The sequence below is a fragment of the Lichenibacterium ramalinae genome (genome assembly GCF_004137085.1).
Taxonomy (GTDB): domain Bacteria; phylum Pseudomonadota; class Alphaproteobacteria; order Rhizobiales; family Beijerinckiaceae; genus Lichenihabitans; species Lichenihabitans ramalinae.
Window position 1 is genome coordinate 164,868 of the sequence record NZ_QYBC01000011.1, and the last position, 12,803, is coordinate 177,670.

General features: G+C 68.9%; 12 protein-coding genes. 6 read left to right on the forward strand and 6 right to left on the reverse strand.

All coding sequences use genetic code 11. From position 1 onward, the window contains the following. Window positions 1-19: 19 nt before the first annotated feature. The 3 genes from D3272_RS14370 to D3272_RS14380 all read left to right on the forward strand — a co-directional run bounded on the left by D3272_RS14370 (window position 20) and on the right by D3272_RS14380 (window position 4,153). Window positions 20-1,156 carry a branched-chain amino acid ABC transporter substrate-binding protein gene (locus tag D3272_RS14370; protein ID WP_129219883.1) on the forward strand — a complete coding sequence of 379 codons (1,137 nt, stop codon included), beginning with the start codon at window positions 20-22 and terminating at the stop codon, window positions 1,154-1,156. Window positions 1,157-1,475: 319 nt separating this feature from the next. After that, a complete protein-coding gene (locus D3272_RS14375; RefSeq protein ID WP_245496574.1) occupies window positions 1,476-3,230 on the forward strand; it encodes a putative bifunctional diguanylate cyclase/phosphodiesterase in 1,755 nt (584 codons plus the stop codon). Then, window positions 3,227-4,153, forward strand: coding sequence for a BLUF domain-containing protein (locus tag D3272_RS14380; protein WP_129219885.1), 927 nt, complete (start codon window positions 3,227-3,229; stop codon window positions 4,151-4,153). The genes D3272_RS14375 and D3272_RS14380 overlap by 4 nt, the downstream gene beginning before the upstream one ends. A 71-nt stretch (window positions 4,154-4,224) precedes the next feature. Here D3272_RS14380 and purB read toward each other — a convergent pair whose 3' ends face one another. The 6 genes from purB to D3272_RS14410 form a co-directional block, all read right to left on the reverse strand. Then, window positions 4,225-5,526, reverse strand: a complete 1,302-nt coding sequence (gene purB, locus D3272_RS14385; RefSeq protein ID WP_129219886.1) for an adenylosuccinate lyase — start codon at window positions 5,524-5,526, stop codon at window positions 4,225-4,227. A gap of 239 nt (window positions 5,527-5,765) precedes the next feature. Next, on the reverse strand, window positions 5,766-7,532 hold the full coding sequence (locus tag D3272_RS14390) for an ABC-three component system protein (protein ID WP_129219887.1): 1,767 nt from the start codon (window positions 7,530-7,532) through the stop codon (window positions 5,766-5,768). Next, on the reverse strand, window positions 7,529-7,774 hold the full coding sequence (locus D3272_RS14395; protein WP_129219888.1) for an ABC-three component system middle component 6: 246 nt from the start codon (window positions 7,772-7,774) through the stop codon (window positions 7,529-7,531). The genes D3272_RS14390 and D3272_RS14395 overlap by 4 nt, the downstream gene beginning before the upstream one ends. Next, window positions 7,771-8,679: an ABC-three component system protein gene (locus D3272_RS14400; RefSeq protein ID WP_129219889.1), complete on the reverse strand. Its 909-nt coding sequence runs from the start codon at window positions 8,677-8,679 to the stop codon at window positions 7,771-7,773. Before D3272_RS14400 ends, D3272_RS14395 begins: the two co-directional genes overlap by 4 nt. A 631-nt stretch (window positions 8,680-9,310) precedes the next feature. Beyond that, entirely contained in the window at window positions 9,311-9,634 is a 324-nt protein-coding gene (locus tag D3272_RS14405; protein WP_129219890.1) for a HigA family addiction module antitoxin, read from the reverse strand. Further along, complete coding sequence (locus D3272_RS14410; RefSeq protein WP_207210217.1) at window positions 9,631-9,930, reverse strand: type II toxin-antitoxin system RelE/ParE family toxin; 300 nt, start codon at window positions 9,928-9,930, stop codon at window positions 9,631-9,633. Before D3272_RS14410 ends, D3272_RS14405 begins: the two co-directional genes overlap by 4 nt. A gap of 130 nt (window positions 9,931-10,060) precedes the next feature. Here D3272_RS14410 and D3272_RS14415 point away from each other — a divergent pair, with 130 nt between their 5' ends. The 3 genes from D3272_RS14415 to D3272_RS14425 are packed head-to-tail and all read left to right on the forward strand — an operon-like array spanning window position 10,061 to window position 12,788. Continuing rightward, complete coding sequence (locus D3272_RS14415) at window positions 10,061-10,816, forward strand: ABC transporter ATP-binding protein (protein ID WP_129219892.1); 756 nt, start codon at window positions 10,061-10,063, stop codon at window positions 10,814-10,816. Continuing rightward, window positions 10,809-11,555, forward strand: a complete 747-nt coding sequence (locus D3272_RS14420) for an ABC transporter ATP-binding protein (protein WP_129219893.1) — start codon at window positions 10,809-10,811, stop codon at window positions 11,553-11,555. The genes D3272_RS14415 and D3272_RS14420 overlap by 8 nt, the downstream gene beginning before the upstream one ends. Before the next feature lie 27 nt (window positions 11,556-11,582). Further along, window positions 11,583-12,788 carry an ABC transporter substrate-binding protein gene (locus tag D3272_RS14425; protein ID WP_129219894.1) on the forward strand — a complete coding sequence of 402 codons (1,206 nt, stop codon included), beginning with the start codon at window positions 11,583-11,585 and terminating at the stop codon, window positions 12,786-12,788. Window positions 12,789-12,803: the final 15 nt, after the last annotated feature.

The window sequence follows — 12,803 nt, forward strand, 5'->3', positions numbered from 1 at the left end:
AGGCCCTATCGTGCCGGGCATGACCAGACCGATCCCGCTCCTCCTCGCCTCCACCCTGCTGGCTTCCGCCGCAGCCCTCGCCGCCCCTGCCGCAGCCCTCGCGGCCGACGACGTCCGCATCGCCGTCGCGGTGCCGCGCACCGGCACGGTGGCGACGGCGGGGGACCAGGTGGTGGCGGGCGCCCGGCAGGCCGCCAAGGCCATCAACGCCGCGGGCGGCGTCGGCGGGCGCCGCATCGTGCTCGACATCGAGGACGATGCCTGCGACCCCAAGCAGGCCATCTCGGTCGCCAACCGCATCGTCGGCGAGGGCATCACGCTGGTCGACGGCCACACCTGCTCGGCGGCCTCCATCGCGGCCTCGCCCATCTACGCCGAAGCCGGAACCGTGATGATGTCGCCGGCCTCCGTCAGCGCCAAGCTGACCGACACCGCAGCCGCCCGGGGCTGGAGCGACATCTTCCGCGTCTACACCCGCGACGACGTGCAGGGCGAGCTGATGGGCCGCTTCATGGCGGAGCGCTTCAAGGGGAAGGTCGTGGCCTTCGTCGACGACAAGGGCACCTACGGCAAGGGGCTGGCCGACAGCGTGCGCGCCGCCTTCGAGGCGCATGGCGGCAAGGTGGCGTTCCGCGAGGGCATCAACCCGGGCGAGAAGGACTATTCGGCCGTGGTGAGCAAGCTCAAGGCCATTGGGGCCGAGGCGGTCTATTACGGCGGCTATCCGCCGGAAGGCGGGCTCATCCTGCGGCAGGCCGCCGACCAGCACTTCCACCCCGTCTTCGTCACCACCTCGGGCTTCGCCGCGCCCGAGTTCGCCTCCATCGCGGGCGCAGCGAGCGAGGGGACGATCTTCCCCTTCCCGCCCGACCCGTCGAAGAAGCCCGCAGCCGCGGGGGTGCTCGACGCCTTCAAGGCCGACGGCATCGTGCCGGACGGCTTCACGCTGTTTTCCTACGCCACGATCCAGGCCCTGGCCGAAGGCGTCAAGCGCGCCGGCGGCACGGACGGCAAGGCCGTGACGGCCGCGCTGCGCGGCTCCGCCCCGATCGACACCGTGATCGGCCCGCTGCGCTTCGACAAGAAGGGCGATGCCGAGGGCATCGTCTACGAGATCGACGTTTGGAAGGGCGGCCGCTACGCCCCGATGGACTGACGGTGCCGTAACGGAATCCGCGAGCCCGACAGCATTGCTTTTCCGTCCGGGCTCGCGGGAGCGTCTTCGGCCCGGCCGCCTCGCGCCGGGCCGCGACGAGGCTCGCCTGCAGCGCCGGCCGTTCTTCGACCTATTGGGTTCAATTCATCGGTGGCACGGCATCGCAATGGTCCATGCCCAGGATTTCATCAATTTATCATAAGTTGTCGATGGTTTTTACAATCGCGTAACGTGTTCTTCAGACGTAGGTCGTTAGCCTCGCTGTCGCGAGGGGCCGCGGCCCCGTCGTCGGAAGCGGGGCGCGATCAGCATGCACGGGGTGATACCGGTCCTGGGCGATGGCGAGGTCCTGCATGGTGCCGGGCCCGGCGGCGTCGCCGCCGCCAGCCTGCCCGACGCCGCCGCGCTGTCGGCCTATGTCGAGTCGTTGCGCCACGGGCTGATCCTGGTGGGGCAGGACGGCCGCGTGGCGCTGTGCTCGCGGGAAGCCCACCGCCTCCTCGGCATCGCGGTCGGGATACGGGTGGTGGGTCGCCCGGTGCTCAGGCTGCTGGGTCCGCCCGCCGGCGGGCGGGACGACCGCCGCCGTTTGGCCGCCCACCTTCGCCATGCGTTGCGCGGGCGCGAACCCGTCTCCTTCGACGCGGCACTCGGCCCGATGCCGGTCTCGCTCGACCTGTCGCCCCTGCCCGACGGCGGCTGGTCGGTGGCGATCGAGGAGGCGGCGAGCCGCGCCGCAGCGCGCCGCGCCGCGGCCGGCGGCTCCGAAGACACGCTGACGGGCCTCGCCAACCGGGCCGCCTTCGGCCGGCGCCTCGAGGAGGCCCATGCCGGCCTGTCCCGCACCGGCACGCCCTTCGCCGTGCTGGCGATCGACCTCGACCGGTTCAAGCACGTCAACGACACGCTCGGCCACGAACTCGGCGATGCCGTGCTGCGGGTGGTGGCGCAGCGCCTCCGCGCCGTGGTGCGGGACGGGGACTGCGCGGCGCGGCTGGGGGGCGACGAGTTCGCCGTGCTGCAGGTCGGCGTCGCGGATGCGGGCGAGGCCGAAGTGCTGGCGCGGCGCATCGTCGACCTGCTGGGGCGCGCCTATGTCGTGCAGGGCCACCTCGTGGCCATCGGGGCCAGCGTCGGCATCAGCCTCGCCGGCCCGGACGCCGTGCCGCCCGAGCACCTGCTGCGCCATGCCGATCTCGCGCTCTACCGGGCCAAGGCCGACGGGCGCGACACGTTCCGCTTCTTCGAGCCCGTCATGGACGAGCGCCTGCGGGCGCGGCGGGAACTCGAGCTCGACCTGCGCAAGGCGCTGGCGCTGCGCCAGTTCGAGCTGCACTTCCAGCCCCAGATGAACCTGTCGACCGACAGGCTGGTGGGCTGTGAGGCGCTGATCCGCTGGCGCCACCCGACGCGGGGCATGGTGTCGCCGGCCGAGTTCATCCCCCTCGCCGAGGAGACGGGGCTCATCGTGCCGATCGGCGAATGGGTGGTGAGGACTGCCTGCCGGGAAGCCGTGCTCTGGCCCGAAAGCCTGTCGGTGGCGGTGAACCTGTCGCCGGCGCAGTTCAAGAGCCGCAAGCTCGTCGAGGTCGTGGCGTCGGCCCTGTCGAGTTCCGGCCTGGCGCCGCGGCGGCTGGAGCTCGAGATCACCGAAGGCGTGCTGCTGCAGGAGAACGAGGCCAACCTGGCAACGCTGCACGCGCTGCGCGACCTCGGCCTGCGCATCTCCATGGACGACTTCGGCACCGGCTATTCGTCCCTCAACTACCTGCGCTCGTTCCCCTTCGACAAGATCAAGATCGACCGCTCCTTCGTGGCCGACATCTCCACCAAGCCCGACTGCGTCGCCATCATCCGGGCCATCGCGAGCCTCGGCCTCAGCTTCGGCATGACCACGGTGGCGGAGGGCGTCGAGACGGCGGACCAGATGCGCCGCATCCGCGACGAGGGCTGCACCGACGTCCAGGGCTACCTCATCAGCCGCCCCGTGCCGGCTCCCGACATCCTGCGATTGCTCGACCGCCAGGGCGCCGCCGCCCACGTCCTCCAACCTGCCTCGGAAGCGCTCCGATGAACGAACTCTACCGCCTGGTCTACACGAGCCGGAACCTGCTCGTGGGGGACGAGGACGCCCGCGTCTCCGCCGTGGCCGAGATCCTGGCGCGGTCCCAGGCCAACAACGCCCGGGTGGGGGTGACGGGCGCGCTGCTGTTCAACGGCGGCTATTTCGCCCAGGTGCTGGAAGGCCCGCGCGTCGCCGTCGAAGCCACCTTCGAGCGGATCCAGCGCGATCCGCGCCACAGCGACGTGGCGGTGCTGCAATGCGAACCCGTGGAGGAGCGCGGCTTCCCGCACTGGTCGATGAGCTTCATCGGCCATTCGCCGCGGGGCCGTGCCCTCTGGGCCGAGATCGCCGGGCGCACGGGTTTCGACCTCGGCCGCATCGACGGCGATGCCCTCTTCGCCACGCTCCACGCCATCGTGCTGGAGGAGGAGGGCGTCGAGCCGCAGCGCGGCGAGCCGGCCGCGATCGCGGCGCCGTGGCGCGGACCCGAGCGGCCCGAGCCGCGGCCGTCCGCACCGCGCGGCGCTTCGGATCGCGGCGATCCGGAGCGGGTGGAGGGGCTCGATGTCGCGCGGCTGCGCGCCGAACTCGGCGTGCTCGCCGAGCAGGTCGCGGCCGAACAGACAGGGGCGAGCGGCCCGGTGCTTGCCGCCCTCCCCGCCCCGCCGCCGGTGGCCGCCCCGGCCGTGGAGGACAAGGCCGTCGCGGTGCTGCGGGCGGCGCTCGATGCCGAGCGGGCCCGCACCACGGCGCTGCGCCGCGACCTCGACGAGGCCCGCATCGCGCTCGCCGTGGCGAGCGACCGCGGCGAGGCCCAGGCGCGCCGCGCCGAGATCTGGGCCGAGCGGGCCCGGGCCTTGGCGACGGCGCTGTGCCGCGAGCCCGAAGCGGCACAGGCCGAGCCCACGCTCCCGGTCCGCCGCAGCGCGTGACGCCGCTCGGCCGGCGGTGAGGTCGCGCCGGTCGGACGGCGGGACGGCCCGCCGACGGGCCGGTGTCGCCGTCAGCCGAAGACCCGCGCGAAGATCGTGTCGACGTGCTTGGTATGGTAGCCGAGGTCGAAGAGCGGCTTGAGGGCCTCGGGTGGCAGCACGGCCGTCACCTCGGGGTCGGCCTTGAGGAACTCCAGGAAGTCGCCTTCCCCGCGCCACACCCGCATGGCGTTGCGCTGCACCAGCCGGTAGCTGTCCTCGCGCGACACGCCGCCCTGCGTCAGCGCCAGCAGCACGCGCTGCGAGTGGACCAGGCCGCCGAGCCGGTCGAGGTTCTTCCGCATGTTGGCCGGGTAGACCAGCAGCTTGTCGACGACGCCCGTCAGGCGCGCCAGCGCGAAGTCGAGCGTGACGGTGGCGTCCGGCCCGATCATGCGCTCGACCGACGAGTGCGAGATGTCGCGCTCGTGCCAGAGCGCCACGTTCTCCAGCGCCGGCACCACCATGCCGCGCACCAGCCGGGCGAGGCCGGTGAGGTTCTCGGTCAGCACCGGGTTGCGCTTGTGCGGCATGGCGGAGGAGCCCTTCTGCCCCTCGGAGAAGAACTCCTCCACCTCCAGCACCTCGGTGCGCTGCAGGTGTCGGATCTCGATCGCCAGCCGCTCGATCGACGACGCCACGACGCCGAGCACGGCGAAGAACATGGCGTGACGGTCGCGCGGGATCACCTGGGTCGACACGGGCTCGACCGTCAGCCCCATGGCCTTGGCGACGTGCTCCTCGACCCTGGGATCGATGTTGGCGAAGGTGCCGACGGCGCCCGACAGCGCGCAGGTGGCGATCTCGGCGCGGGCCTGCACGAGCCGCTCGCGGTTGCGCGAGAACTCCGCATAGGCCTGGGCGAGCTTCAGCCCGAAGGTGACGGGCTCGGCATGGATGCCGTGCGAGCGGCCGATCGTCGGCGTCAGCTTGTGCTCGTGGGCGCGGTGCTTCAGCGTCGCCAAGAGCGCGTCGACGTCGGCGATCAGCATGTCGGCGGCGCGGCTGAGCTGCACGGCGAGGCAGGTGTCGAGCACGTCCGACGACGTCATGCCCTGGTGGACGAAGCGCGCCTCCGGCCCGACGATCTCGCCGAGATGGGTCAGGAAGGCGATGACGTCGTGCTTGGTTTCACGCTCGATGGCGTCGATGCGGGCGACGTCGAACGTCGCGTTCCGCCCCTTGGCCCAGATGGTCTCGGCCGCCGACTTCGGGATGACGCCGAGTTCGGCCAGCGCGTCGCAGGCATGGGCCTCGATCTCGAACCAGATGCGGAACCGGGTCTCGGGCTCCCACAGCGCCACCATGGCGGGACGGGAATAGCGGGGGATCATGGGGGGCTCCGGGAGCGTGGGGGGCTGGGCTCTCCTTTAAGGGGTGAGGGAGGGGGGCGCTAGCTTGGGACGGGGGCGCGCCAGGGTGGAGATGGAGGTGGGACGTGGCAGGGGCGGACGTTGGCGGGCAGCCAACTTCCGGGCTTTCGGGATCGCGCCCTTCAGGGCTGGTTGGCGGCGATGTCTGGATTTCTGTGACGCGGACAAACCGCTTGCCGGCGACATGCTGGCAGACCTGATTAGTTGAATCGGAGCCCGAACAAGCCGCCCGTTTCGGTAGCATCGGTGAGCTTGGTCGGGCGCACGAAAGCGTCGACATCGAACCCTGGACGGAAGCCATCTCGGGGCAGCGCATCCGAGTTCATCGTGACGATGTATTGATAACCAACCGACGCCGCGTGGTCGGCGCCGAGCTGGAGCGCCTTGGCCACCTGGCGCTCGTCCACGCCATCAAAGAGATGGCTGTCATGGACGAGGAATCCCGGACCCATTCCGCGCCGGGTCGCGAGGTCGGCGAGCATCAGATCGAAGCAGAAAATCTGCATGTTGGTGATCCCCTTGCTTCGCTGGGCATCGATACGGACGTCAACGGTCGGGCCGTTCGGGGTCGCGCTGATCGTTAGGCTCCCCGCCTTCTCGTAGAGAGCGTTCGAGAGTTCTTCGAACGTGAGGATCGCCTCGGAGATGAGTTCCGACCGTTCGTGAAGATCGGTCTGAAGCGCTTTGAGCAAGCGAGCGCGCTCGATTTCCAGCTCGACCTTGGTGCTCTCGATCCGCTCGGCAGTGGCGAGACGCTGTCGTAGGCCTTCGGCCTCCGCCTCGGCCCGGCCAGCCTCCTCCTGAAGTCGAGCGAAGTGCTCCAGCGCGCCACCCGATCGCAGCATGCCCATAAGTTGACGACGGCGGTCGTCGAGCTGCTCGCGTCTGCGGTCACGGTCGGCAATACGTGCCTCGGCCGTTTCGACCTCGTTGGCCAGGTGCGCGCGACGGTTCTGGACCACAGCTTGGTGAAACGCGGCAACCTCATCGAAGCGCCGGCCGACGGTGCCCGGCAAGATGACGCCGGCCTCGCGGTAGAGGCGATCGAGGTTGTTGGCCGCGGGCGGCTGCTCGCTGCTGATAGCGTCCCGCAGCTGGAGGATCAGCTCGCGGTCGATCGTATTCTCGTCGTTGAGGCCCGAGATGTCTCGCGTGAGCACGGAGGCTTCGCGCTCGAACTCGGCATATTCGGGAACGACGTTGAAGGAGGCGAGCTGTTCGGCGAGGCGCCGCGATCGGGCCTCGGCGATGGTCAGCCGGGTGCGCAGATCCGCCGCCGTCCCGAAATAGCGCCCGAGGCCGCCTTCCTTCGCGGCCTTGCGCAGCTCGGCCATGGCCTTTTCCTGCGTGCGGACTTCCTGGAACTCCTGCGGGAGACGGGCATCGAGGCCGAGCAGGTAGGATATGGCGACCTGCTGGTCCCAGGCCTGCTGCATGCTCGCTTGTTGGGTTGGTGCGACGAGCCCGCCGCTGTTTTGGCGACGCGCGAAGTAGGAAAACAGCGACCTGAATGTCGGTCGGAACCGCGGCTGATCGTTGCCCTCGTCGTTCCCGCTCAGGAAGAAGAACATGCTGCCGAGGAGCGCGCGCCATTGCTCGTTGGTAAAGACCAAGTCGCCTGTTTTGGCATCGAGGCTGGGTTGCAGCGGCCACGCAGACGTGTCGCCCTGAAGGCGGACGCGCGACGGCTTGATGCCCGAGCGAGTCACATCGACGATCGCTCCGCCGACGTCGACGCGGGCTTCGAACGCCCAAGACATCAGTTCGGGCGACCGAAAGATGCTGTCCTTGTCGGCGTTCCCGCCGAAAAGGAAGTGGATCAGCTCCACGAAGCTCGTTTTGCCCGCGCCGTTGCGCGACTGGCGATCGTTGGCGCCCTCGCTCTTATCGGCGAGGAGAATGTTCAACCCCGGCCCGAAGGTCAGGGCTTTGAAGCTGGCCAGTTCGCTGCTGATGCTATGAATCATAGGGTAGCCTTCCGGAGAAGACCGCGGTCGAGTTCGATAGCTCCGATGATGAATAGGAGATCGAGCGCGAGAACGAACCAGTCGTAATTGATGGGGGCAGGCTCGCCAGAGTCGCCACGTTTCGCGCGAACGTCGTCCCACAAACGCGATACGGTCATCGGCTCGCGCAGAGAGACGAGGAGATCACCGCCTACGGTGAGAAGCGCCCGGTCAGGGCGGAGATGCTTCGTCGGCAGGATCATGCGTTCGTGTCCTGAACGACATCCTCGAAAATGTCACAGCGCTCGAAAAAGTAGGAGAGGACGGCGAGCACTGCACCCTGGTGCGACGGCTCGCCCTCCATGCCGCCGGCGAAAGTTTGGAGTTGGCCGAAGATGTGGTCCGGGTCGAGATCAACCGCCTTCAGAGCTTGGTAGCGGGCGCGGAAGGCCTCTGCGACATCCTCACCGAAACTCGGATCGGGCCAAGCGTCGAAGAAGTCTTGCACGAGCTTCTCACGACGCCGTCCCTGACGGAGCAGCAGCGCCGCATCTGGTGAAAGCGCGTTGTGCTGGAGCTTGGTCGCCGAAGGGGCGGCGAGCGGCGGCTCGGCCCCCGGATCGCGCCGCTGGATCGCGATCAGGACCGGGCGCAGGTTCGTGAAGTCGAGCCGCTCAAGAGTGCGCTGAGAGGGCACGACGCCAAACAGGTCTTCGAGCTGATGGAGTGCGAGCCGCATGGCAACAGCACGCATTTCCGCCTCGCCGAAGACGGCGATGGTGACTGCAGGGATGGCGGCGCGCAGCTCGTCAAGCCTGCGCACGGCCTCGGCGGGAAGGCCGCGCACGTCGTTATGGACAAGCTCCCAGCGCCGCATCTTCGCGCCCCAGTGGGTGAGGGCGCCGGCAAGGTCCTCGTCGATCTTCGCGAGCAGTTCGGCGAGCTTGGTAGAATCTGGCGCGTAAGCCTGGAACACGGTGCCGTCGCTCGGCCGGAAGCCATCGCATTTGAGGTCGCCCTTCGAGCCATAAGGACGCACCGGCTCGAAGTCGCCGGTGAAGCCGTGGGCCATCAAGCGCGCGAACAAGCTCTCGAACGCCTTGCCTTTCTCGCGAAGGAAAGCGTTCTCAAATTTCAGCCCGTAAAAGCTGCGTTGGGTATCGTCCAAGCCGTCCCTCATGCCCCCGGACCGTCCTGCGCATCCCATCTCTCTTCGTGTAGGGGCCGGGTCCGCCGTCGTCGATGACGATAGCGGGCCTTCTGGCTCCTTGTCCCCTATCGTCGTCGACCGCCCTCCGGCGCACCTGCCGAGAAAAGCAGTCACCCAGCGCTCGCCTGCCGATCCGACAGTTTGCGATCACGCGGTCATGACGCGTCTGCTGCAGCCGAGCTAGACGACAAGGGTCTGCATCGGCCACAGAGCGATGATCAAACGCTCGACGCCACGGCCCTCGCCGTCGGCGACCGTTCCTTCCCGGTCAGCTCGATCGCTCTGATGCTGCGCCGGATGGCGCCCTCGATGAGGCTGCCCGTTCCACATCTCCCACAACCGAGGACAGTAGTCGATCATTGACTCGGGTTGGAATGCACGCTGATTCCCCCATTGCCACTCTCAACATGCCTTAGTTGCCGGCACGTTCCCAAGCCGAAGAACACTCGTGATCCGAGGCGTGTAGAGGTGACAGCGCGTCATCAAATGAGGTCGAGGAGAGTGTTGATCAAACAGCCTCGTCAGACTGTCCAAGAACAAACATTCCGGATATCGGCTTGGGGGTAGAAACAGCCGTCTGCGCTTCTCCTTATGCTGCCCCCTCCCCCCACGCCACCCGCAGCGTCGAGATGCGCGTCACGTCGACCGACCGCTCGGCGGGCCAAAGGTCATGGGCGTCCTGCAGGCGCAGCCACACGCTCGGGCCGTTGCCGCAGAGCTTGCCGATCCGGAGCGCCATCTCGGGCGAGATGGCTGCCCGCCCCGACAGGACGCGGTGCAGCGCCGGCCGGGTGACGCCGAGATGGCGCGTCGACGTCGAAACCGGTCGCCCGAGGCCGGGCAGCACATCCTCGCGCAGGATCTCCCCCGGGGTGAACGGGCCGTCGGGCCGGGTCGCGGCGCACGTCGTCATCCTCCATGGTGATCCTCCAGGCCGACCTCCACGGCGTCCTCGCCGAAGGTGATGCGCCAGTCGCGCAAGGCGACGATCGAGAACCGTCCGGCTCGGTCGCCGGTGAGCGCGTGACAGCCGTAGGACACCGCGTCCATGTCGTCGGGCCTCGTGGCCTGGTCGAGGAGCGAGAGCTGCCGACGGACCTTGCGCGCCCAATCGGGGCGCAGGCCAGAAGCGTCGCTCCGGGTCCAGCACCGTTTCAGGGCGCGGCTGCGGAAGCTCAGGATGACGGCCGTGACTGTGGCGCGAGGCACGACGTCGAACGAGCCGCCCCAGATCCGTTTTGCCGAACGGCTGCCTTGCCCTCCGCGCCCCCATCCGCCATGCTGCGCGGCAACAAAGCATGGCAGCCATGACGCGGCCGGGGCACAGCGGGGGGGACGCGTGGCGGAGGACTTCATCCTCACGACGCAGGGGTTGGCGAAGACGTTCCGGGGCATCGTGGCGGTCGACGGGGTCGACCTCGCCGTGCAGCGGGGCTCCATCCACGCGCTCATCGGCCCCAACGGGGCCGGCAAGACGACCTGCTTCAACCTCCTCACCAAGTTCCTGTCGCCGACGCGCGGCCGCATCAGCTTCAACGGGCGCGACATCACCCGCACCAGCCCCGCCGACGTGGCGCGCCTGGGCCTCGTGCGCTCCTTCCAGATCTCGGCGACCTTCCCGCACCTTTCCGTGCTGGAGAACGTGCGCATCGCCCTGCAGCGGCAGCGGGGCGACAACTTCGACTTCTGGCGCTCCGAGAAGCTGCTGCGCCGCTACGATGCCGAAGCCTTCGGCCTCATCGAACAGGTGGGGCTGGCGGGCCACGCCGACGGGCGCGCCGCCGACCTGTCCTACGGCCGCAAGCGCGCGCTGGAACTCGCCACCACCCTGGCGCTGTCGCCCGAGCTGATGCTGCTCGACGAGCCCATGGCGGGCATGGCCCACGAGGACATCGACCGCACCGCGGCCCTCATCCGGCGTGCCGCCAAGGGGCGCACCGTGCTGATGGTGGAGCACAACCTGTCGGTCGTGGCCTCGCTCAGCGACCGCATCACGGTGCTGGCCCGGGGCCGGGTGCTGGCCGAGGGCACCTACGACCAGGTGTCGCGCGACCCCCGCGTGGTCGAAGCCTATATCGGGGTGGGGCATGGTTGAGGCGGCGGCGGCACCGGGCGCGGTGGCGGGGGCCGGCACGGCGGCGGGCCTCGCCGTCGCGGACCTCCACGCCTGGTACGGCGAATCGCACGTCCTGCACGGCATGGCCTTCACGGTGCCGAAGGGCGAGGTCGTGACGCTGCTCGGCCGCAACGGCGCCGGCAAGACCACGACGCTGCGCGCCATCATGGGGGTCATCGGTAAGCGCAAGGGCTCGGTGCGCTTCGAGGGGCAGGAAACCATCCGCATGCCGTCCCGCCTCATCGCCCGGGCCGGCATCGGCTATTGCCCGGAGGAGCGCGGCATCTTCGCCTCCCTGTCGGTCGAGGAGAACCTGATGCTGCCGCCCGTGGTGCGGCCGGGCGGCCTGTCGCGAGAGACGATCTTCGAGCTCTTCCCCAACCTCAAGGAGCGGCTGTCCAGCGGCGGCACCAAGATGTCGGGCGGCGAGCAGCAGATGCTGGCCATCGCCCGCATCCTGCGCTCGGGCGCCAGCCTGCTGCTGCTCGACGAGCCCACCGAAGGGCTCGCCCCCGTCATCGTGCAGCAGATCGGCCGCACGATCGCGCGGCTCAAGGCCTCGGGCTACACCGTGATCTTGGTGGAACAGAACTTCCGCTTCGCCGCCACGCTGGCGGACCGGCACTACGTGGTCGAGCAGGGGCGCGTCGTCGACAGCTTCCTCAACGCCGAGCTCGACGCCAACATGGACAAGCTCCACGCCTACCTCGGCGTGTGAAGCAGAAACGAAACGGGAGTGGAACGGATGCTCAAGCGGGTCCTGATGGCGGCGACGGCCGCGACGGCGCTCCTCGGCGCGGCGGTGCCGGCCTTCGCCGACGTGTCGGTCAAGATCGGCGTGCTCAACGACCGGTCCGGCCCCTACCTCGACATCTCCGGCGAACCCTCGGTCAATGCCGCCAGGATGGCGGTCGAGGACTTCGGCGCGGAGAAGAAGGGCATCCACGTCTCCTTCGTCACCGCCGACCACCAGAACAAGCCCGACACGGGCTCGAACATCGCCCGCCAATGGTTCGACCAGGACGGCGTCGACGTCATCGTGGACGTGCCGAACTCCGGCGTCGCCCTCGCCGTCGCCAAGGTGACGCGCGAGAAGAACAGGATCTTCATGAATTCGGGCGCCGGCACGTCGGTGCTGACGGGTGAGCAATGCTCGCCCAACACCGTGCACTGGACCTACGACACCTACGCGCTGGCGAAGAGCACGGCGACCTCCATCCTCAAGGAGGGCGGCAAGAGCTGGTACTTCCTCACCGCCGACTATGCCTTCGGCCACGCCCTGCAGGCGGATGCCACCAAGTTCGTGAAGGCGGCGGGCGGCACCGTGACGGGGTCGGTCGACACGCCCTTCCCGTCGAGCGACTTCTCCTCCTTCCTGCTCCAGGCCCAGGGCTCGGGTGCCCAGGTCATCGGCCTCGCCAATGCCGGCTCCGACACGGTGAACTCCATCAAGCAGGCGGCCGAGTTCGGCGTCGTGTCGGGCGGGCAGCGGCTCGCCGGGCTGCTGGTCTTCATCACCGATGTCCATGCCCTCGGCCTGCAGGTCGCCCAGGGGCTGAACCTCACCACGGCCTTCTATTGGGACCGCGACGACGGCACCCGCGCCTGGACCCGGCGCTACGAGGCGGTCAACGACGGCAAGGTCCCCACCATGGACCAGGCCGGCGTCTACGCGTCGGTGCTGCATTATCTCAAGGCCGTCGACGCCCTGAAGGGCAAGGACACTGCCGCCGTGATGGCCAAGATGCGCGAGATCCCCACCGACGACCCGCTCTTCGGCCACGGCCAGCTGCGCATCGACGGGCGCGTCACCCACGACATGTACCTCTACCAGGTCAAGACGCCGGCCGAGTCCAAGGGCAAATACGACTATTACAAGCTGCTGCAGACGATCCCAGCGGCCGAGGCGTTCCGCCCGCTCGCCGAGGACAATTGCCCGCTGGTCAAGTAGGCCCGGGCGGCGAGG